Below are 22,631 nucleotides of genomic sequence, written 5' to 3'. Positions count from 1 at the left end.
GTCACCGCCCTCAGGGGCGGTGACTCAGCTTCCAAGTCCGGTGAATACGCGCATTGCGCTGAAAATCACGATCCAGCGTCTGGGCTGAAATATCCTCCACCAGATACCGCGCCTCCACCGACTCATCCATGCGGAAACGACGGAAGTTGTTGGAAAAATACAGCACTCCGCCCGGCGCCAACCGTTTCATCGCCAACTCGAGCAGTCGCGGGTGGTCGCGCTGTACATCGAACACCCCTTCCAGCTTCTTCGAGTTCGAGAAGGTTGGCGGATCAATGAAAATCAGATCGAACTGCTGATCCCCGGCCTGCTCCAGCCATGCCATCACATCGGAACGCACCAGCTTGTGCAGGTCAGACAGACCGTTAAGCGACAGGTTGCGCCGCGCCCAGTCCAGGTAGGTATTGGATAGGTCCACGCTGGTGGTTGAACGCGCGCCTGCGGCCGCTGCATGCACGGTCGCCGTCGCGGTGTAGCAGAACAGATTAAGGAAACGCTTGCCCTTGGCCTCGCCAGCGATGCGCAAACGCATCGGCCGGTGATCGAGGAACAGCCCGGTATCAAGATAGTCGGTCAGGTTGACTAGCAAACGTACCTGACCTTCGTGCACCTCGAAAAACTCGCCCTGTTGGGCCATTCGCTGATACTGCTGTTTGCCGGACTGACGCTGACGCTGCTTCAGGGCAATATGCTCCGGCGGGACACCCAGCACCTGCGGCAGCGCCGCCATGACATCCTGCAGGCGCGCCTCCGCCTTGTCTTCATCAATCGACTGCGGCGGCGCATACTCCTGCACATGCACCCGGTCACCATACAGATCAACCGCGACGGCAAACTCTGGCATGTCGGCATCGTAAACGCGATAACACTCAATGCCCTGCTGGCGTGCCCATTTACCCAGATTCTTCAGGTTCTTTTTCAACCGATTGGCAAACATCTGCGCCGACTCGCTGAGTCGGGCCGCCTCAACCGCTGCAGCCTCGCCCGCTGGCGCATCAGCCGCCTTGGTGACAAAGCGTTCCGACTGCAGATCCATCAACAGCAGCTTGCACGGCAGCGCGCCGTTAAACAGATTGTATTGCTTGTGACTGCGAATCCCCATGCGTTTGCCCAGGTCCACATTGCCGGTGAAGATCGCGGCCTGCCAGCCCTGACACTGCTGGCGCAGCACTTCGCCCAGCTTCTGATAGAGATACACCAGACTCGCGGTCGTGCCCAGGCGCTCACCGTAGGGCGGGTTACAGACCACAAGACCTTTCTGCCCACGATCCGGGTTGGGAGCAAAGGTCGCCAGCTCACCCTGGAACACCTTGACCCACTCCCCCACACCGGCACGCTGAATGTTGTTACGGACCGGCTGCAATAGACGGGGATCAGCCTCATAGCCACGGATCCACAATGGCGGACGCGCCAATCCACGCTCGGCGCGCTCGCGGGCGTCGGTCAGCACCTTTTGCCAGAGCACAGGTACGTGCTGCTGCCAGCGGCTGAAGCCCCAGTGCTCACGCTGCAGGTTGGGAGCCACATCGGCAGCCATGAGCGCCGCCTCGACCAGGAAGGTACCCGACCCGCACATCGGATCGGTCAGCGCACCGCCGGCTTCGGCCAGTGCCGGCCAGCCGGAACGGATCAGAATGGCCGCTGCGAGGTTTTCCTTGAGCGGAGCAGCCCCCTGCTGCAGGCGATAGCCGCGCTGATGCAGGCTGGCGCCGGACAGATCCAGCGCCAGCTGCACCTCACCGCGGTGGCAGTGCACATTGATGCGCAGGTCAGGCCGCACCTTGTCCACGCCCGGACGGGTACCATCAGGGCGACGCAGTTGGTCAACAATCGCGTCCTTGACCTTCAGCGCGCCAAAGTGAGTGTTGTCCACGCCCGCCAGCGAGCCGGTGAAATCAATCGCCAGGGTGCCATCCGGCGCCAGATGGTCACGCCAATCGATCAGCTGCACGCCGGCATACAAATCTTCGGCCGTCCCGGCCAAAAAACGCTTAAGAACCAGCAGTACCCGGTTACCGAGACGCGACCACAGACACAGACGATATCCGAGTTCGATATCGCCCTGCGCCGACACGCCGGCAACGGTTTCTTTGGCCGACTCCGCGCCCAAGGCAAGCACTTCATCTCGCAGCAGACCCTCCACTCCCTTCGGGCAGGTAACAAAAAATTCAAGGATCTCGCGCATGTCGTTGATTTCCGGAATACGATGACGTTTATATTTCAGTGACAGCTAACCAGCTGCCTCAGGTATGCTAAATCGGTCTTTGTAGCGGTGACGGCCGATAGGGTACAACAGGGTATGACTTGAGCGGTGACAGTATTCGAAGCCGGGCCAATACACCCTATCCGACCGGCTTCCTTGCAGCGTAGTCAACAACCGATTACGCGCTACTTTGGAACGACTCGGATCGTTCAGAAAATGTCATACCACACGAGGACGCTACCCTATGAGAAGACTCAAGCGTGATCCGATGGAACGAGCATTTCAACGCGGTTACCAGCACGGAGTGAGTGGCAAATCCCAGGACACCTGCCCTTTTAACAACCCCTCTACCAGACAGAATTGGATCAATGGTTGGCGCGAAGGCCGCGCGGACCGTTGGGATGGCTTCACCGGCATCTCCGGCGTGCACCGACTCAATGAGATGCACGCGGTAGGCTAAACTCTCAAGCCGTTCTTCATTTTCCCCAAAGGCGCTCGCCCACAGCGCCGGGCCTCATGAAGGCCCACCTAGCCCCCGCTCTGCGGGGGCTTCCATTTTCAGCGCGGCATCACTGCAATCGCGTCAGCGCATTCACGGATCAGTTCTGGCCCGCGATAGATGAAGCCGCTGTAAAGCTGCACCAGGCTCGCGCCAGCGGCGATCTTGTCGGCCGCATCGGCACCACTGAAGATCCCGCCCACCCCAATGATCGGTATCTGCCCCTTCAATTCTGCGGCCAGCAGACGAATCACTTCAGTCGACATGTCGGTCAGCGGCGCACCAGACAGGCCTCCAGCCTCGCTGGCATAGGGCGAATCGGCGACGGCGGTGCGATCAAGCGTTGTATTGGTCGCGATGACCGCATCCATACCCGCTTCCAACAGCGTCGCGCCGACCAGCGCGACTTCTTCTTCATTCATGTCCGGCGCAATCTTGATAGCAATCGGCACGTACCGTCCACGTTCCTCGGCCAGCGCCGTCTGGCACTGCTTGATCTGGCCAAGCAGCACCTTGAGCGTTTCACCGTATTGCAGGGTACGCAGACCTGGGGTATTCGGTGACGACAGGTTGACGGTGACATAGCTGGCCCGGTCATAGACCTTACGCAGACAGTAGAGATAATCGTCCACCGCATTCTCGACCGGAGTGACCGCGTTCTTGCCGATATTGATGCCCAACACGCCGCTGTAGCGCACGCCCGACAGCCGCTCAAGCATGGCATCAACACCCTCGTTGTTAAAACCGAAGCGGTTGATGATTGCCAACTGCTCAGGCAGACGGAACAGGCGCGGCTTGGGGTTACCCGGTTGTGGCCGCGGCGTGACGGTGCCGACTTCCAGAAAACCGAAGCCCATCGCTGCCATCCCGTCGACAGCAACCGCGTTCTTGTCCAGTCCGGCAGCCAGCCCAACCGGGTTGTCAAAGGTCAGCCCCATCACCTCAACCGGCTGAGTCGGCACCGGGCGCACCAGCTTGTCGGCCAGCCGCAACCGCCCGGCAGCGCCGATCATGTCCAGTGCAAGGTCGTGGGAAGTTTCCGCGGGCAGGCGGAACATCAGCGAGCGAAGCAGTTCGTACATGGCGGGTATCCGGGGCAGAAAATCAGGCTGCAGAGTATACCTGAATCGAGCGCCTGCGCTCAGCCCGCCAGCCGCTCCAGCTTAAGCAGTTGGCCGTCATCGGTGAATTGCATGAGAAAGCTGCCGTACACACCCTGATGGGTTAAAAAAGGCCGCAAATGATGGGCCGGCAAACTGACACGCCGGCCATCACGGCTGTACATCATGACCCGCTCGGCGCGCCCCTGATACCAGGCAAGGTAGCGCTCGGCGGGTAACGCCAGATCTATGATCAACTGCTGCATGCATCGTCCTGAACAACCAGACGGGCGTGCTGAGCCAAATCCAGCAGCTCACGCATCGCTACCGCCACCATGGGGTAATCACCGGCGCCAGCACTCTTCAGCTCACCCAGCATGGTCTGCCAGCGCAACACCATCGCCTGATTGCGCTGCACCCAGTCAGCAACCAATTCATCGACCGGCGTTGCCTCATCACCGCCCTGCAGCGCCGCAACAGTGATGCTGCGTGCCTGCCAGTCAAGATCATCGCGGTAACTTTCCCGTGCCAATGCCTGCCAATGGTTGTCGACCTGCAGCCCGGTCACCTGCTGACCGAACCAGGGCAGCTGCAGATGACTGCCGAGTGCGAAGAACACTTGCGCCACGCGCTCGGCATTCTGCCCGGTTGCATCGGCCGCTTCAACGATCCCCAGCAGCGTGTAGGCATGTCCAGTCCCGGCCACCACCCGCGCAATGGCCTCCGGCACACCTTCGTCAACGTAATGCTGATAGCGCTCGTCCCACAGGTGCCGCACATCCCCTTCCAGCAACTGGTCAAAGCGCTCGGCCAGCGTCCGCACGCACGGCGCGAAGTGGGCGACCTCGCGCTCCGGCAGCAGCTCGCTGCGACGGTTGCGAATGAACCACCGGCTGGCGCGGCGGCCAAGCCGCATGAGTTCTTCCATCAACTCCAGCTGGACCTCGGCCGAGACCTGATGATCGAGTGCCTCTATGCCGGCGAAGTGCTCCTGCAGGTGGAAAACATCCCGTGCGACAACCCAGGCCCGTGCGACATCACTGACCGCAGCGCCGGTGGACTGTTCCAGTCGTCGCAGGAAGGTAATGCCCATGTGGTTGACCAGATTGTTCGCCAGTTGAGTCGCGACAATTTCGCGCCGCAGCCGGTGGCGACCCAGTGCATCACTCCAGGATTTGAGCAGTACCGCCGGGAAAGCGGTCTCCAGCTCCCGAGCCAGGTAAGGGTCTTCCGGCACATCAGAGGCTACCAGCGCCTCTTTGAGATCAGCCTTCGAGTAAGAGATCAGCACCGACAGCTCGGCCCGGGTCAACCCCTTGCCGGTCGCCTTGCGCTCGGCAAGCTGGTCGTCCTCGGGCAAAAACTCCAGCGCCCGGTTGAGCTTGCCGCTGCTCTCCATTGAGTTGATGAAGCGCTGGTACTCGCCCATGGTCTGGGCGGCCTGGCGCTGGGCCAGACTGATGGCCTGGGTCTGCTTGTAGTTGTTGCCGAGCACCAGCTCGGCTACCGCGTCGGTCATGCTGGCCAGCAGCTTATTGCGCTGCTTGGCCGTCATGTCCTGGGCGGCGACCACTTCGTTGAGCAGAATCTTGATATTGACCTCGTGGTCGGAGCAGTCGACGCCACCGGCATTGTCAATAAAGTCTGTGTTGAGCGCACCGCCGTTGAGGCAGTACTCGATACGCCCGAGCTGGGTCAGCCCAAGGTTGCCGCCCTCGCCTACGACCCGGCAGCGCAGGTCGCGACCGTTGACCCTCAGCGCGTCGTTGGCTTTATCACCCACATCGGCATGGGTTTCGCTGCTGCCTTTGACGTAGGTGCCGATCCCGCCATTCCAGATCAGGTCCACCGGTGCTTTCAACAGTTGATGGATCAGCTCGGTCGGCGTCAAGCGCTCGGCGCTGATATCGAAGCGCGCGCGCATCTGCGGAGTCAGGGTGATCTGCTTGAGGCTGCGCGAAAAGACGCCGCCCCCCTCGGATATCAGGCTGGCGTCATAATCGGCCCAACTCGAGCGCGGCAGGGCAAACAGGCGCTCGCGCTCCGCGTAGCTGCGCTCGGGGTCAGGGTCGGGATCGATAAAGATATGCTGGTGGTTGAACGCAGCCACCAGTTTGAGCATGCGCGACTGCAACAGACCATTGCCGAAGACATCGCCGGCCATGTCGCCAATGCCGATCACGCTGACCGGATCAGTCTGCACGTTGATACCCAGCTCACGGAAATGCCGCTGTACCGACACCCAGGCGCCGCGTGCGGTGATGCCCATCTTCTTGTGGTCATAGCCTGCCGAGCCGCCGGACGCGAAGGCGTCACCCAGCCAGAAGCCGTAGCCCGCAGCAATTTCGTTGGCGATATCCGAGAAGGTTGCCGTGCCCTTATCGGCGGCCACCACCAGATAGGGATCATCGGCGTCGTGCCGTACCACGTTGGCCGGCGGCACAACGCTTCCATCGGCCAGGTTGTCGGTAATATCCAGCAGGCCTTGAATAAACAAGCGATAGCAGGCAATGGCTTCTTGCTGCACTTCATCGCGGCTTCCCCCCAGGGGCAGCCGGCGCGGAACGAATCCCCCCTTGGCGCCGACCGGCACGATCACCGCATTCTTCACCTGCTGCGCCTTGACCAGACCAAGCACTTCGGTACGGTAGTCCTCTTCGCGATCGGACCAGCGTAATCCACCGCGGGCAACTTTGCCGCCACGCAGGTGGACACCCTCGACCCGCGGCGAATAGACAAATATCTCGAACATCGGCCGCGGCAACGGCAACTCGGGAATTGCCGACGGGTCGAACTTCAGGCTCACATAGTCCTTGCTCTGACCCGCTGCGTCAGGCTGGAAGAAGTTGGTGCGTAGCGTTGCCTTGATCAGATCAAGATAGCGCCGCAGGATACGGTCTTCATTGAGCACCGCCACCTCATCCAGCGCGCCAAGAATCGCCTTTTCCAGCTTCTGCTGCATATCGCCCAGATCCTCGGCACTGAGCTTGCGCGCCAGATAAAAACGGGTACGGAACAGACGTACCAACTCGCGCGCGATATCGGCGTGGGCAACCAGGGTGCTGGCGATGTAAGGCAGCTCAAAGCCCAGTCGAATCTGCTTGAGATAGCGGGCATAGGCGCGCAGCAGCGCCACATCACGCCAGGGCAAACCGGACAGCAGTACCAGGCGGTTGAACCCGTCATTCTCCGCCTGCCCGGACCAGACTGCCTTGAAGGCGTCACGGAACAGCTCGTTGGCTTCCTGGATATCCAGCGTGGCGCCACCAACAAAGGTAAATTCGAAATCATGGATCCAGAACGTCGTTCCATCGGCCTGGGCAATGCGGAAGGGAAACTCGCCCAATACCCGCAGCCCCAGGTTCTCAAGAACCGGGATCACATCCGATAACGGCAGCGACTCGTTCAGGTGGTACAGTTTGCAGTGCAGCACGCCCTGGGTCTGTGCCAGCGGCTGATAAAAACTCATCGCCAGCGGCGCCTCAGGCGTCAACCCCAGCAGCGTCTGCAGGTCAACTACCCCGGTGGCAGCAGTAAAACGATCGCTATACCCCGCTGGAAAGCCATCCCCCAGGTGGGCTAGCACATCGGTAGCTCGCGCCTCGCCCAGACTCTCCAGCAACCGATCACGAAACTCGTCCTGCCAGTTACGGCAGGCGCGCACCACTTCCTGTTCTATTTTCACGGGGTCAATGTCCGGGGTCTTGGTCGGGTCAACACGCAGGATGAACTGAGTGCGCGCCAGAATGGATTCGGAGAAGTAAGTCCAGAACTCGCTTTCCGTTGCCTGCAACCGCTCCAGCAGGACTGCCTGGATCTTCAGCCTGATGTCGGTCGAGTACACATCCCGTGGGACGAATGCCAGCGCGTAGTAGAAGCGACCGTAATTACCACGACGCAGAAACAGCCGAATTTGGTTGCGCTCCTGCATCTGCACGATGTTAAGCGCGGTTTCGGCCAGCTCGTCGACCGACATCTGGAACAGGTCGTCGCGCGGCAGCACCTGCAGCACCTGCTCCAGTTCCTTGGCCAGATGGCTGCTCGGCAGAAATCCGGAGACCGAACGCACATGTGCCACCTTGCGCCGAACGTGGGGAATGTTATCGACCAGCGCCGAATAGACGCGCGAGGTATAGAGCCCCATGAAGCGATGTTCCTGCACCACGTTGCCGTCCAGATCGACTTCCCGCACCGAGACATAATCTGGATAGGCCGGACGATGTACACGGCTCAGCTGCGAAGCCTTGGCAAACGAAAGCAACAGCGGCGCCTGCAGATAGCCGATCACCTGCTCCGGCAAGCCGTCGACGCTCTCATCACGCGGGTTCAGAGCCAGCGCGCCGAGACTCGCGCCGGGGCGCAGGCCAAGGCGTTGCTCCGGCAAGCCTTCGTTGATGGAAAAACACTCATAACCAAGAAAGGTAAAATGGTCATCCAGCAACCACTCCAGAAAGGCAACGGCTTCAGTCCGCTCCTCCCGAGCGAAGTAGTGTTTGCGTCGACTGCCCAGCATGGCGATCAGCTCAACCACCCGCGCGCGCATGGCGGGAAAATCGTGAACCGTCGCCCGGACGTTGCTCAGCGCTTCGAGCAGGCTATCCTGCAAGGCACGCAAATCCGCACTGGTTGTCGCGCGGTCTATCTCGATATACATCACCGACTCGGCCCGCGCTTCCTTTTTGCCTGCGCCGTTGGCCAGCAACTGCACAAGCTTGCCATCTTCCCTGCGCTCAACCGTCATGATGCTGTTGTAGAGATTGTGGATAGCGTAGCCGCGACGGCCAAGCTCCATGCGTACTGAGTCGACCAGAAACGGCAAATCACGGTGCACCACCTCAACCACCGTGTGCGTGCTCTGCCAGCCGTGCTGCTGGGTATCCGGGTTGAACACCCGTAACTTGACCTCACCGCCAGGTAGCGTTTGCAGGAAGCGCCACGCCGAAAGAGTGCAACCGAGCAGGTCGTTATCCTGCCGAGACGCCAGCTCCGCATGTGAGGCAATACCAAAGAAGTTACTGCAAAACAGGCCGATCGCATCACGGTCAGCCTTGGTAACCAGCGCCTGCAGGCGCTCGGTCAGTGATTCAATAAACGCCTGTTTGGAACTGGCCATGATCAACGCCATCTTGCCGACCTCCAGAATCGCGGGTGTATCGGCAGCACCGCTCTGAACGCACGCTGACGCTTTATTTCAGCGGTGCCGCATTAATTGTGATGTGAGGATAGTCTAGACCAAAGGGATTTCGTTAAAGTGACGTACACTGACGCCAGCCAGCGAACCAGAACAACGGAAAACACATGACCCATCGGGAATCCCTGCTGCAGTTGAAGGCCTTTATGGGCCAGCACATTTTCGGCCAGGAGCATTTGATTGATCGCATGCTGATCAGCCTGCTCGCTGGCGGTCACGTGCTGGTCGAGGGCGCCCCGGGCCTGGCCAAAACCAAGGCGATCAAGGCGCTGTCCGAAGGCATCGAAGCGGACTTTCACCGGATTCAGTTCACCCCTGACCTGCTGCCGGCCGACATTACCGGTACCGAGGTCTACCACCCGGAAACAACGACCTTCAGCTTCCAGCAGGGACCGATCTTCCACCATCTGGTGTTGGCCGACGAGATCAACCGCGCGCCGGCCAAGGTGCAGTCGGCACTGCTTGAGGCAATGGCCGAGCGCCAGGTCAGTATCGGCCGCCAGACCTACGCCCTACCCGAGCTGTTCATGGTCATGGCGACCCAGAACCCGATTGAGCAGGAAGGTACCTATCCACTGCCCGAAGCACAGCTCGACCGTTTTCTGATGCATGTACGCATCGGCTTCCCGGACGCGGCACTGGAGCGTCAGATCCTGCAACTGGCCCGAGGTGAAGCGCGCGGCGACGAACCAAAGATGGCCGAGCGCATTACCCAGCAGAGCATTCTGGCTGCCCGCCAGGAGGTGCTCGACCTGTTCATGGCTGACGCCGTGGAGGAATATCTGATCCAGCTGGTGATGGCAACCCGCCGGCCGGACCAGTACAACCCGCAGCTGGCCGAATGGCTGGAAATGGGTGCCAGCCCGCGCGGCACCATCGCGCTGGATCGCTGTGCCCGTGCTCACGCCTGGCTGGCCGGGCGCGACTTCGTCAGCCCGGAAGACGTGCAAGCCATCGCCCACGACGTGCTGCGTCACCGGGTTCTGCTCAGCTTTGAAGCGGAAGCGGCCGGCATCGACAGTGACCAGGCGATCAACCTGCTGATCGACTCGGTCCCCGTTGTCTGAACCATGACGGTCAGCCTTGATCCGACCCTGCACACCAGTCTGGAGGCGCTGCTCGCAACTCGCAGGCATTGTCACGAACTGCCCCTGTTCAGCCGACCGGTGCGCAACGGACGACAGACCGGCCAGCAGAACTCGCGCCTGCGCGGCCGCGGCGTCGACTTCGATCAGGTGCGTGCCTACCTGCCGGGTGACGACATTCGCAACATCGACTGGCGCGTCACCGCACGCAGTCAGAAGGTACACACCAAGGTATTCAATGAGGAACGGGAACGTCCGGTCTTTTTGATTGGTGAGCAGAGTCCCCGACTGTTCTTCGGCAGCCAGCGCTACCTCAAGTCAGTACTGGCTGCGGAGACCTGCGCATTGATTGCCTGGACGGCTTTGGCCCACCATGACCGGGTAGGTGGCATGGTATTCGGATCAGGGCAATGCCATGAAGTGCGCCCGCGCCGGGATCGCAAGGCCCTGCTGCAGCTACTACAGCTTTTGGTGCAAGCCAATCACGCCCTGGCACCGGAACACGCAGACCCCGCCGACCCGGTCAGCGAGGCGCTCAACATGGCGCTGCGTCACAGTCGCGAGATCATCCGCCCCGGCAGTATTCTGTATATCGTCTGCGACCACGCGGCAATCGACAGCCTGAACCAGAGCTTGCTGATTCCACTGGCCGGCCATAATGACCTGATCCTGCTACCGGTGTTCGACCCGCTCGACAGTGAGCTGCCCGCCAACGGCGCACTCGATTTTGTGCAAGGCAAGCAACGGTTAACCCTGAACAGCAGCGACGATGCTACCCGCGCGGCATACGCTGCCCAGTTTCAGGCCCAGCGCCAGGCCTGGATGCGCCTGGCACGCCGACTACGCTGCAGCCTGCTGCCACTCGATACCCGCGCACCGGCCCACGAGCAACTGCGCGACAATCTCGGCGGCCACCCGAAGGCGGCGCAGACATGAGCAGTCCACTGGAAGGCAGCCTGCTGCTGCCCACCCTGCCGCCACCGATCAGTTGGTGGCCTCCTGCCCCGGGCTGGCTCGCTCTCGCTGCGTTGCTGGTAGTGCTGCTGATCCTCGCTCCACTGGTGATACTGCTGAACCGTCGGCGTCAACGGCGCCGACTGAAGGCTCAGCGCATTCTCTGGGAAATACCCGATGGCCTGTCCGATCACGACTGGCTCGCCGCGCTCAATACCCAGATCAAACGGCATCTGAAAAGCCGTGGAGAGATCTCCGCCACCCGACTGTACGGTGCCAGCTGGGTTGAATATTTATGTCAACACTACCCACGGCCACGCGCGGACTTGCTGGCACCGCTGGGCGGCAGCCTGTATCAGGCTGACGTGCAGCTGAGCAGCGCAGATCGCCGTATATTGCAGCGCGAGCTGCTGCGCTGGATAAGGCACAACCATGTTTGAACTGGCCTGGCCCGCGAGCATTCTGCTGCTGCCATTGCCCTGGTTGCTGCGCTGGCTGCTGCCGCCTGCGAAGCGGCCAGAGGCGGCCTTGCAGATTGGCTTCATGGCACGCCTGCAACGGCTCGACGCCAGTCAGCCCAGCCGCCCTCACCCGGCAAGGCGAACCGCGCCGCTGATCCTGATGTGGCTGCTGCTGGTTTTTGCCAGCGCACGGCCGCAGTTGCTCGGCGCGCCGCTGCCACCGCCCAGCAGCGGTCGGGACATGATGCTGGCGGTCGACCTATCGGCAAGCATGGATACCCGCGATCTGACACTCGACGATAAACCGGCAAATCGTCTCAGTGTCGTCCAGCACTGGCTGGACAGCTTGATCGAGCAACGCAGCGGTGACCGTATCGGGCTGATCCTGTTTGGCACCCGTGCCTATGTGCAGTCGCCCCTGACCTACGATCTCGACAGCGTCCGGCAGTGGCTGGATGAAGCCTTTATCGGTCTGGCTGGCCGCGACACGGCGATCGGCGATGCTATCGGCCTGGCGATCAAGCGGCTGATGGCACAACCGGCCAACAGCCGAGTGCTGCTGCTAGTGACCGACGGAGCCAACACCACGGGAGGGATATCGCCGGTCCAGGCCGCACGGCTGGCAGCCGATGAGCATATTCGTATTTTCACCATTGGCGTGGGAGCTGAGAGCAAGGGCAACAACGATCTGATGAGCCTGCTTGAAGGTAACGCGGATCCGGCCAGTGACCTTGACGAGGCAACCCTGCAGGAAATCGCCAACGTCACCGATGGCGCCTATTTTCGGGTCCGCGACAGCGCCTCACTGGCCGCCGCCGTGCAACGTATCGAACAGCTCGAGCCCAGCCTGCGTAGCGGCCCGGCCAGCCGCAAAGCGTTGCCGTTGTACCACTGGCCGCTGGCTGCCGCCTTGCTGATCAGCCTGCTCTGGAGCAGCCCAATGCTGCGCAGGAGGTTGAATGCTGGCTGATCATGCCCTGCCCCTCACCTTTCTGCGCCCGCTTTGGCTACTCGGTGTTTTGCCCGCCCTCGCCCTGTGCGGGTATCTGTATCGGCATCGACGCCAGCGCTCCGGCTGGGACGGCCTGTTGCCCTCAACGCTGCGCAAGGCGCTTGTCGAGGGCCAGCCTGGGCGGCTATACGCCGGCCGCTATATGCTGCTCGCCGCAATCTGGACACTTAGCCTGATTACCCTCGCCGGCCCGGCCTGGGAATCGACCGATACCGTGCAACGGGAAGACAGCGCCAGCCTGATTCTGGTCCTGCAGGTGTCGCGCAGCATGCTGTCCAATGATCTGCAGCCCACCCGGCTGGAGCGTGCCAAGCGCAAGATTCGCGACATCCTGCAACGCTATCCGGACCGCCGCGTCGCGCTCATTGCCTATGCTGGCAGCGCTCATCTGGTCGCCCCGCTGACTCGGGACCATACAACGCTGATCAATCTGCTTGACGCCCTGCACCCGGACATCATGCCGGCACGCGGTCAACAGGCCGATCAGGCGCTGCTGCTTGCTGCCAACCTGCGCGCCGAACATGGCGACAGCGCCACCCAGGTGTTACTGCTGAGCAGCGGTATCGACGACATTGATCCCGAACGCCTAGAACTGGCGGCTGACCGGCTGGGCCAGAGCCTGCAGGTCATTGGAATCGGTACCGCCGACGGAGCCCCCGTCCCGCTGGCCGAGGGCGGCTTCATGCGCGACGACCAGGGCCGCATCCTGCTGCCGCGCCTGAACGAACCCGAGCTGATCGAATTTGCCCGTTCAGAGGGCGGGAGCTACGCTCGCATGAGCCTCGATGACAGCGATATAGGGCAGTTGCTGGAATCCGATTTCGCGGCCCAGCAAGCCAACGCCGAGCAGCGTCAGCGCAGCGACCAGGGCCACTGGCTGTTGCTGGTGCTATTACCCCTGGTTGCACTCGGCGCACGGCGCGGCTGGCTGCTGGTTGCGGTTTGCGCACTCTGGTTACCGCAACCCGCCTCAGCCATGAGCTGGTCTGACCTCTGGCAACGGCCAGACCAGCAAGCTGCCGCCCTGCTGGCCAACGGCAAACCGGCAGCAGCAGCCGCGCTGTTCGACGACCCGCAATGGCGCGCACAAGCGCTGCTGGACAGTGGCGACTACGCAGCGGCAGCAGCCGTCTGGGGCGCACTGGCCGAGCAACAGCCGGACAACGCCGAGCTGCACTTCAATCACGGCACAGCGCTTGCTCTGGCTGGCGACTACCAGCAAGCACTCGCAGCTTTCGAGCAGACACTCACCCGCGCCCCGGATCACACCGCCGCCCGTCACAACCGCCAACAAGTAGAAGCCTATCTGGCCGAGCAGCAGGCACAGCAGAACGAAGCCGAAGACCAAGCCAGCGAGCCGCAACCGCAGTCCGGGGACACCAGCGGCGGCACGGGAAGCGAAACCGAAGACAATGCCGGCGCAGTTGCCGACACCACCACCGAAACCAACCAGGGCAGCGACAGCAGCAGCTCCGCCAGCGCGACCGGTAACCGCACCGACGGTGATGAAATCGGCACTGAAACCCGCAATGACGGCACAGCAGGCGGCGAGCTGACCGACAGCCCCGAGCTGGAGGGCAGCAGCTCTGCCGCTGTCGGTGGTGGAGCCGGCAGTCGCCGGCAGATCGAACAACGCCAGGCTGTGCAACAATGGCTGCGGGATATTCCCGACAATCCGGCGGAACTGCTGCGTCGCAAGTTCCTCTATCAGCACCTGCAACAAAACGACGGACGCCCCCGATAATGCGCAAGTTGCTTTTCACCCTGCTCCTGCTGACCACCAGCCTGCCCGGCTTTGCCGCGCTGCAGGCCAGCGTCGATCGCACTCAGCTGGTTGAACAGCAGCCGCTGGAGCTGACGCTGGAAAGCACCCTGGCCAAGCGGACCGACCAACCGGACCTGAGCCCGCTTGAAACCCATTTCCAAATTGAATCCAGCCGCAAGCTCAATCTGGTCAGCACCATCAACGGCCGCAGTCTGCCCGTCACGCGTTGGGTTATACGCCTGCTGCCGCTGCGCACCGGCTATGTCGTCATCCCGCCGCTGGAACTTGCCGGCGAGCGCAGCGAGCCGGTCACCCTGCATGTCCTGACCCAGGCCCAGGCCAGCGACATCAGCCCGACGGATATCGCACCGATCTTTATCGACAGCGAACTCGACACACACACACCCTATGTACAGGCTCAGGTGCTGCTGACGCTGCGCATTTACCACTCGGTGTCACTGTATGACGACTCTACCCTCAGCGGGCTGGAAATTCCCGACGCCCGGGTCGAAGCGCTTGGTGCGCCGAAAACCTACGAACGGGACATCAACGGCGTCGTCCACGGCGTGATCGAGGTCCGCTACGCCATCTATCCGCAACACAGTGGTGTGCTCGACATACCATCCCAACTGTTCAGCGCTACCGCAGTTCAGGCACGCAGCACCGCCAGCCAGTCCGGCAGTCACAACGCGCGGTTCATCCAGCTGCGCTCACCCAGTCAACAGCTGCAGGTCAAACCCATACCTGAAAGCTATCCGGCGGGTGTGCCGTGGTTGCCCGCCCGGCAGGTGAGACTGAGCCAAAACTGGCAACCCGACCCATCAGGCGAGCTGACTCGCGGCGAACCGTTGACCCGCACGCTGTCCATTCAGGCGGATGGGCTGACTGCGATGCAGCTGCCAGAGCTGAATACCCTCGCCGACGATCAGGACGAGCTGCGTCAGTACAGTGATCAGCCGCAACTGGAAAACCAGCTGTCCAGCACCGGCGTACTCGGCCTGCGTCAGGAAAGCTCGGCGGTCGTCGCACGCCACGCCGGACGTCACATCGTGCCCGCCATTCGTGTGTCATGGTGGAATACGACAACCGACCAGTTGGAAACATCCGAGCTCGACGCCGTCACCCTGAATATCCGCGGCAACAACAGCTTCAATGACACCAGCAACACCTACACGGGTCCGCCACCGGCAGAACTGCCAGTACTCTGGCCCTGGCAACTCGCCACCGTCCTGTTGCTCGCCGCACTGACTTGGGCGCTAGTCAAGTTGCATGGCGCACGCCGCGCGCTCACCGCCCTTGATGAGCTGGGTGAGGATACCGTCAGCCTCGACACCGATGAGCCCGGCAACCCGCTGGCCGACCTGCAAACCGCCTGCCGCCACAACCAGCCTGCAGAAGCACGCAAGGCACTGGAGCACTGGGCCAAGCAGCAGGAAAGCGACCTCATTGCCCTCAGCCACGCTCATCCCATCCTCGCCGATGCGCTGGATGATCTGAACGGCTGCCTGTTTGGCCAGACCGAACATGCTTGGCGCGGCAAACCGCTCTGGCGCGCCGTGCGCAAGGTGACCCAGGCCCGCCAGCGCGAGACCGAAGCGCTGGGTGAGAATGCGATTGAGCCGCTATATCCGGATGTGTGAGTAACGTTCGGTTCGAGGCCAATTAACAGCATCGCCGCGTGCTGCGCCCACCACATCGACATCATCTCAACCGGGCAAATTGAGCTACCGCACTGGCAATACCCACGCGCACATCACAAGCCAGCCACATAAGTACGCACACTTTCGCTGTTGTCGAGCCCTCTTTTCGCCTTCACGGCGAGCCAAGGGGGGCAGCTTGCCCAGCCCCCCTTGGCGATCCCCCTGGGCACCCGACTACGCGGCCCTTCGGGTTCGCTGCGTTGCTCGGTTTGGCAGGGGCCGGCAGAACTCGGCTCTTCGAGCCTCAAACAGGCTGCCGTCCTTTTTCCTGCCAACCCTGCGCTACTCGCCCGCGTAAACGGGACGAACCTCACGTGCACACTCCGCCATACATTGAAGCGTCAGGCATCGCCGGCACAATGCCTGACGTGCGCGCTGACATTCCGTACAGAACTCAAAATGTCCCCCACAAAAAAACCGCCCGAAGGCGGTTTTTTTGTGCAGCTCAACCCACTCAGCTACGCAGCTTGTCCGGACGGATCAAGAAGCGGGCCAGCGCCGGCAACAGCCAGAGTGCGCCAAACATGTTCCACAGGAACATGAAGGTCAACAGGATACCCATGTCGGCCTGGAACTTGATCGCGGAGAAGATCCAGGTGGCGACACCGATAGCCAAGGTGAAGCCGGTGAAGGTCACGGCCTTACCCGTGGTCTTCAGGGTTTCATAGTAGGCTTCCTGCAGCGGCAGGCCCTGACGCAGGTAGGTTTCCAGGCGACTGTAGATATAAATGCCGTAGTCGACACCAATACCCACACCCAGCGCAATTACCGGCAGCGTTGCCACCTTCACACCAATGCCGAGGAAGGCCATCAGCGCGTTGGCCAGAACCGAGGTCAGGGCCAGCGGGATGATGATGCAGAGCACGGCGCGGATCGAGCGGAAGGTGATCAGACACATCAGGATGACCACCGCGTACACAGTGAGCAGCATCTTGGTCTGGGACGCCTCGATCACCACGTTGGTGGCTGCTTCAATACCAGCATTACCGGCCGCCAGCAGGAACTGCAGGTTGTCGGTGTTGTGCTCGGCGGCAAATTCCTCAACCGCAGCAGTAGCGCGCTTGAGGGTCTCCGCCTTGTGATCATCAAGGAAGATCATCACCGGTGCCAGCGAACAGGACGAGTTGAACATACCAGACGGCGCACGGCTGATGGCGTTGTTCAGGTTGTCCTGGTTGCGCGACAGCGTCTGCCACTTCAGGTTGCCTTCGTTGTTGCCCATGATGACCTGCTTGGCAACAGTCACCAGCGATACCGCCGACTGCACGCCCTCCAGGTTGTTCATGCGCCATTCCAGCTGATCAATGGCTTCCATGGTCTCGTAGGCCGAGCACATCTCATCCGGCGTCTTGACCATGACTACCAGAATGTCGGAACTGGTTGAGTAGTTCTCGATGATGAACTGGTTGTCCAGGTTGTACCGCGAATCCGCACGCAACTCCGGCGCACCCGGATCAAGGTCACCGATGGCAACATCCCTGCCGTGGTAAATACCGAAGGCAAAGGCAACGATTGCGAGCAGGATCGAGATTGGCGCTACCGCCGGATGGGCAAACTTGGCCACGCTCAGCCACAATTTCTGCGGACGGTTGGCGAGGTTACGATTGCGCTCAACGGCCTTGCGGCTGATACCGATATAGGACATCAGGATCGGCAGCAGCATCAGGTTGGTCAGGATGATGACACCCACGCCAACCGAGGCGGCGATACCCAGCTCACGGATAACTTCGATCTCGATCAGCAGCAGCGTCACGAAGCCAACCGCGTCAGAGATCAGCGCCACGATGCCCGGAATGTACAGCGCGCGGAACGCGCGACGGGCTGCGGTGCGACTGTCATCGGCATTGGTGTATTCGATCGCCATGCCGTTGATGATCTGCACACCGTGGGAAATACCGATGGCGAAGACCAGGAACGGGACCAGAATCGAGTACGGATCCAGGCCAAAGCCGAGCGTGCGCAACAAGCCTAGCTGCCAGACCACCGCGATGACCGAGCACACCAGCGTGGTGATGGAGCTCTTGAAGCAACGCGTGAACATCATCAGCAGAACGAAGGTAATGACCAGCGCAGCACCAAAGAACATCACGACCTTGATGATGCCGTCGATCAGGTCACCAACCTTTTTGGCAAAGCCGACGATATGGATCTGGATGTTCGGGTTCTCACCCTGGAACTCGCTGCGAATTTTCTCTTCCAGCTGACGGGAGAAATCGCCGTAGTCGAGCTGGATCAGCTCACCCTGGTTTTCCGGGTTCGGGTAGGCTTCCTGCAACGGCACGTCAATGATGGTTGACTTGAAGTTGTTCGCTACCAGACGACCGATTTCGCCAGACTTGAGCACGTTTTCACGCAGCTCTTCCAGGTCGGCCTCGGTCAGATAGGCCGGACGATTGGCCACCGGGCCACCGTCAAAACCGTACTCGGTTACCTCGGTCCAGCGGACATTCGGCGTCCACAGCGAACGCAGATTCGAGCGATCAACACCGGGCAGGAAGAACACCTCGTCGTTGATACGCTTGAGGCTCTCCATGTACTCGGTACTGAAGATATCACCATCTTTGATCTCGACAGCGATCCGAATCGAGTTGCCGAGATTTGGCAGATCGTTCTCGTGCGCGATCATGTTGGCGATGTAGGGGTGCTTGAGAGGAATCATCTTCTCGAAGCTGGTATCGGGCTTGACCTGCGCAGCCTGATAACCGAAGAACACGGTCAGCAGCGCGAACAGCAGAAGAACAACAATCCGATTGTTGAAGATCAAGCGTTCCACAAAGGGAGCGCTCGTTTCCTGATGATGCTTGGACATCCAGACTCTCCTGGCAGCTGATTATTATTGGTTGTTGGGCAGGCCGCTGGCCGCCGCCTTGACTACACCGTGCTGACCGACCAGTACCAGTTCGCCGTCAGGCAGACGCTTGGCCGTTGCCAGGGCAACACGGTCAGGACGTACGGCCACACTGAAACTCTCGCCATGGTCCGTGCTGGTCACTACGACGCCACCAGCGCCCACGACAGCCAGCGAACCGTCAGCGGACAGATTGCCACCAAGCAGGGTTGCCTCCAGCGGGCCGTTATTGGGGGTATGCAGCTCAACCTGCTCCCAGCTGTCGCCAAAGTCAGTGGAACGGTACATGTTCCCGCGCAGGCCCCACGCCAGGACCTGGCCCACAATGCCCGTACCGGCGGTACCGAACCAGGTACCGTCATAAGGAGAGGTCTGCAGGGTTTCCCAGGTTTCGCCAAAGTCGGGCGAACGGTACATGGTGCCCATCTCGCCCACCAGGAACAGACCGGTATCTGCAACAGCGGTCACGGCGTTGTAGTGGAAGCCATCCGGGTTGTCGATATCGAAGGACAGGTCTTCCCAGGTCTTGCCGCCATCATCGGTGCGCAGATAGGTACCGTAAGCACCAAAGGCAAAACCGGTATTGGCATCACGGAACCACAGATCCATAAGGGGGCGCTCGAGCAGACCGGGGCCATCCGGATCGACCGCTTCATCCAGAGCCGGGTCGCGGTACTGCAGCTCCCAGTTCACACCGGCATCACTGGAATGCAGGATCACGCCATCATGACCAACAGCCCAGCCGTTGTTGGCGTCGACAAAGTACACTGCAGTCAGCAACTGACGTACCGGAGACTGAGCCTGAGTCCAGCTGGCTCCCTGGTCATCCGAGTAGACGATATGACCACGGCTCCCCACCGCAACCAAACGATCGCCGGCAGACGCGACGTCCAGCAGCAAAGTGTGGCTCGCCAACTCGGACATGATTGCCGGCTTAGGCGCCTCGGCGACGGTCTCGGCAGCCAGAGCGGGTGTGATTGATGCGGTCATCAGTGCCGCACCAAGGCCGGCAGCCTTGAAGATACGAGCAGCAAAGGATTGCTTGCGGAACTGCGCCCGCTGGCCGATGGCACAGGCCAGTTGAGTCGTTTGAGTGCGCCAACGAGTGGGCTCACGCATACACCATTCCCCCTTATTGTTATCCATCTTTCCGTTTTAAAACGGGACTGCCCATGGTAACGAGCGCAACATGGGCGCGCCAACGGCTCACGGTTATCTTTTGTTAATCACGTTATCTATGCAGAACCCGGCATTTTCGCAGCAATATTTCGACACACACTAATCAGGCACAGCGAATGCAGTAGAACGAAACCGGAAACAGTCGATCACTGCCGCACGACCTGCCACCTCAGCAGGGTGACAACAGGCACAAAAAAACCCGCCGATTGGCGGGTTTTTTGTACTACAGCGCTATCAGTGCGACAGCTTGCTACCGCGAGAGTTACGTACTTTCTCCGGATTGATCAGGAAGCGAGCCAGTGCCGGCAGCAGCAGCATCGCACCGATCATGTTGACCAGGAACATGAAGGTCAGCATCAGACCCATGTCGGCCTGGAACTTGATCGCAGAGAAGATCCAGGTAGCCACACCGATTGCCAGACACAAACCAGTGAACAGTACCGCCTTACCAGTGGAGCGCAGCGTTTCGTAGTACGCCTCCTGCAGCGGCATGCCCTGACGCAGGAAACTCTCCAGCCGGCTGTAGATATAGATACCGTAGTCAACACCGATACCCACACCCAGCGCGATCACCGGCAGGGTCGCGACCTTCATACCAATGCCCAGGAAAGCCATCAGAGCGTTACCCAAGACCGAAGTCAGAATCAGCGGCAGGACGATGCAGATAGTCGCCGGCAGCGAGCGGAAGGTAATCATGCACATCACCGCCACCCAGATATACACCAGCACCAGAATCAGCAGCTCGGAGCTGGAGATGATCTCGTTGGTAGCCGCCTCAATACCGGCGTTACCGGCCGCCAGCTTGAACACCATGTCGTCGGTGTTGTTTTCAGCAGCAAACTCTTCGACCGCAGCGGTGGCACGCTTGAGCGTGTCGGCCTTGTGGTCATCCAGGAACACCATGACCGGTGCCAGCGAGCAGGCCGAGTTGAACATGCCGGACGGCGCACGACTGATGGCGTTGTTCAGGACATCCTGGTTGCGCGACAGGCCCTGCCACTTCAGGTTGCCTTCGTTGGAACCCATGATCACCTGTTTGGCAACCGTCACCAGAGAGACAGCCGACTGTACACCTTCCAGATTCTGCATTTTCCACTGCAGCTGATCGATCGCCTCCATGGTTTCGTACGCAGAGCACTTCTCCGGCGGAGTAGCGACCATGACGACCAGGATGTCGGAGCTGGTGGTGTAGTTCTGAATGATGAAATCGTTGTCCTTGTTGTAGCGCGAGTCAGGACGCAGCTCAGGCGCACCAGCATCCAGGTCACCGACCTTGATGTTGTTCTTCTGGTACACAAAGCAGCTGGCACCAGCCACCAGGGCGACGATGACCATCCACGGCGCCACATTCGGGTGAGCGACGTTGGACAGGAAGCGCCAGAATGGATGCTCGCGCACCGCGTCACGCTTGGAGCGTTCAACCGCTTTCTTGCTGATACCCAGGTAAGAAATGGTGACCGGCAGCATGATCAGGTTGGTAAAGACGATAACCGCCACACCGATCGAGGCACCGATTGCCAGCTCGTGGATCACATCAATCTTGATGACCAACAGGGTAATGAAACCGACCGCATCAGCCAGAATCGCGATCATGCCCGGCAGGAACAGCTGGCGGAAGGTCAAACGGGCTGCGATCAGCGCGTTATCTGCCCCACCCGACTGCAGCGCAATACCGTTGATCTTCTGTACGCCGTGGGAAATACCGATGGCGAAGATCAGGAACGGTACCAGCATCGAATACGGGTCCAGACCGAAGCCAACCAGATTGATCAGACCCAGCTGCCAGATCACTGCGATCACGGTGGTCACCAGCACCGATACGGTACTGCGGATACACCAGGTGAACATGTACAGCAGGACAAAGGTAATGACGAACGCGATGGCAAAGAAACCGACAACACCGATCAAGCCATCGATCAGGTCACCGACCTTCTTGGCAAAGCCGACGATGTGGATCTTGATGTTCGGGTTTTCGGACTGGAAGCGGTCACGAATCTTCTCTTCCAGCAGGTGCGAGAACTGCTTGTAGTCCAGGCGCAACAGCTCGCTCTGGTTATCCGGGTTCGGATAGAACTCCTGCAACGGCACCTCGATGATGCTCGACTTGAAGTTGTTGGCAACCAGACGACCGATTTCACCAGACTTCAGGACGTTGGCCCGCAGCTCTTCCAGGTCTGCCTGACTGGTATAGGACGGGTGGTTGGTTACCGGACCACCGTCAAAACCGTACTCGGTTACTTCGGTCCAGCGCACGTTTGGCGTCCACAGCGAGCGCAGATTAGAGCGGTCTACACCCGGCAGAAAGAACACCTCGTCGTTGATCTGCTTGAGCGTCTCCATGTACTCGGTGCTGAAAATATCACCGTCTTCAATGGCGACCGCAATGCGGATCGAGTTGCCGAGGTTGGCCAGATCATTCTGGTGCTCGAGCATGTTGACGATATAGGGATGTTCCAGCGGTATCATCTTGGCAAAGCTGGTGTCGGGTCGCACCTGCAGCGCCTGGTACCCCAGAAACAGGGTAACGAGCGAGAAAATAATCACCACAGCGAGGCGGTTATTGAATACCAACCGCTCCATGAATGGTGCGTTACTCTGGTCAAAAGACATCCAGATTCTCCTGGCTTGTAATTA

The 22,631-nt window shown here is 60.4% G+C and carries 14 protein-coding genes; 7 read left to right on the top strand and 7 right to left on the bottom strand.

Features of this window, described 5'->3' with window-relative positions; all coding sequences use genetic code 11:
- Positions 1-10: 10 nt before the first annotated feature.
- Entirely contained in the window at positions 11-2,185 is a 2,175-nt protein-coding gene (gene rlmKL / locus ACKPCU_RS11185; protein WP_321346723.1) for a bifunctional 23S rRNA (guanine(2069)-N(7))-methyltransferase RlmK/23S rRNA (guanine(2445)-N(2))-methyltransferase RlmL, read from the bottom strand.
- Between the two features lie 262 nt (positions 2,186-2,447).
- Between rlmKL and rmf the strand changes: the two genes are divergently transcribed.
- Entirely contained in the window at positions 2,448-2,663 is a 216-nt protein-coding gene (rmf, locus tag ACKPCU_RS11180) for a ribosome modulation factor (RefSeq protein ID WP_088274068.1), read from the top strand.
- 98 nt (positions 2,664-2,761) lie between these two features.
- On the opposite strand, the gene ACKPCU_RS11175 is transcribed toward rmf, so the two are convergent.
- Genes ACKPCU_RS11175 through ACKPCU_RS11165 form a run of 3 tightly spaced genes read right to left on the bottom strand, consistent with a single transcriptional unit; the run spans position 2,762 to position 8,927 of the window.
- The gene (locus ACKPCU_RS11175) at positions 2,762-3,784 is read right to left on the bottom strand and encodes a quinone-dependent dihydroorotate dehydrogenase (RefSeq protein ID WP_104738445.1); all 1,023 of its coding nucleotides are present in this window, start codon (positions 3,782-3,784) and stop codon (positions 2,762-2,764) included.
- Positions 3,785-3,843: 59 nt separating this feature from the next.
- On the bottom strand, positions 3,844-4,068 hold the full coding sequence (locus ACKPCU_RS11170; RefSeq protein ID WP_104738444.1) for a DUF2835 domain-containing protein: 225 nt from the start codon (positions 4,066-4,068) through the stop codon (positions 3,844-3,846).
- Positions 4,056-8,927: an NAD-glutamate dehydrogenase gene (locus tag ACKPCU_RS11165; RefSeq protein ID WP_407651748.1), complete on the bottom strand. Its 4,872-nt coding sequence runs from the start codon at positions 8,925-8,927 to the stop codon at positions 4,056-4,058. Before ACKPCU_RS11165 ends, ACKPCU_RS11170 begins: the two co-directional genes overlap by 13 nt.
- Before the next feature lie 173 nt (positions 8,928-9,100).
- Here ACKPCU_RS11165 and ACKPCU_RS11160 point away from each other — a divergent pair, with 173 nt between their 5' ends.
- From ACKPCU_RS11160 to ACKPCU_RS11135, 6 genes are read left to right on the top strand one after another with little or no spacing between them, the layout of a single operon-like run.
- Entirely contained in the window at positions 9,101-10,060 is a 960-nt protein-coding gene (locus ACKPCU_RS11160) for an AAA family ATPase (RefSeq protein ID WP_104738442.1), read from the top strand.
- Between the two features lie 3 nt (positions 10,061-10,063).
- Positions 10,064-11,014 carry a DUF58 domain-containing protein gene (locus ACKPCU_RS11155; RefSeq protein WP_321346721.1) on the top strand — a complete coding sequence of 317 codons (951 nt, stop codon included), beginning with the start codon at positions 10,064-10,066 and terminating at the stop codon, positions 11,012-11,014.
- Entirely contained in the window at positions 11,011-11,472 is a 462-nt protein-coding gene (locus tag ACKPCU_RS11150; RefSeq protein ID WP_321346720.1) for a DUF4381 family protein, read from the top strand. The genes ACKPCU_RS11155 and ACKPCU_RS11150 overlap by 4 nt, the downstream gene beginning before the upstream one ends.
- Entirely contained in the window at positions 11,465-12,463 is a 999-nt protein-coding gene (locus ACKPCU_RS11145; RefSeq protein WP_104738439.1) for a VWA domain-containing protein, read from the top strand. The genes ACKPCU_RS11150 and ACKPCU_RS11145 overlap by 8 nt, the downstream gene beginning before the upstream one ends.
- On the top strand, positions 12,453-14,249 hold the full coding sequence (locus ACKPCU_RS11140; protein WP_321346716.1) for a VWA domain-containing protein: 1,797 nt from the start codon (positions 12,453-12,455) through the stop codon (positions 14,247-14,249). The genes ACKPCU_RS11145 and ACKPCU_RS11140 overlap by 11 nt, the downstream gene beginning before the upstream one ends.
- Positions 14,249-15,910, top strand: coding sequence for a BatD family protein (locus ACKPCU_RS11135; protein WP_321346715.1), 1,662 nt, complete (start codon positions 14,249-14,251; stop codon positions 15,908-15,910). Before ACKPCU_RS11140 ends, ACKPCU_RS11135 begins: the two co-directional genes overlap by 1 nt.
- A 514-nt stretch (positions 15,911-16,424) precedes the next feature.
- Here the strand turns inward: ACKPCU_RS11135 and ACKPCU_RS11130 are convergent.
- The 3 genes from ACKPCU_RS11130 to ACKPCU_RS11120 all read right to left on the bottom strand — a co-directional run bounded on the left by ACKPCU_RS11130 (position 16,425) and on the right by ACKPCU_RS11120 (position 22,607).
- Positions 16,425-18,779, bottom strand: coding sequence for an efflux RND transporter permease subunit (locus tag ACKPCU_RS11130; protein WP_321346713.1), 2,355 nt, complete (start codon positions 18,777-18,779; stop codon positions 16,425-16,427).
- Positions 18,780-18,803: 24 nt separating this feature from the next.
- On the bottom strand, positions 18,804-19,937 hold the full coding sequence (locus tag ACKPCU_RS11125) for a YCF48-related protein (protein ID WP_321346711.1): 1,134 nt from the start codon (positions 19,935-19,937) through the stop codon (positions 18,804-18,806).
- Positions 19,938-20,231: 294 nt separating this feature from the next.
- Positions 20,232-22,607, bottom strand: a complete 2,376-nt coding sequence (locus tag ACKPCU_RS11120; RefSeq protein ID WP_321346709.1) for an efflux RND transporter permease subunit — start codon at positions 22,605-22,607, stop codon at positions 20,232-20,234.
- Positions 22,608-22,631 lie beyond the last annotated feature (24 nt).

Origin of the sequence: Halopseudomonas oceani, assembly GCF_963677335.1 — a bacterium.
Taxonomy (GTDB): Bacteria; Pseudomonadota; Gammaproteobacteria; order Pseudomonadales; family Pseudomonadaceae; genus Halopseudomonas; species Halopseudomonas oceani.
The sequence above is the reverse complement of the archived record's forward strand: the minus strand, read 5'-3'. Positions and strand labels throughout refer to the sequence as shown.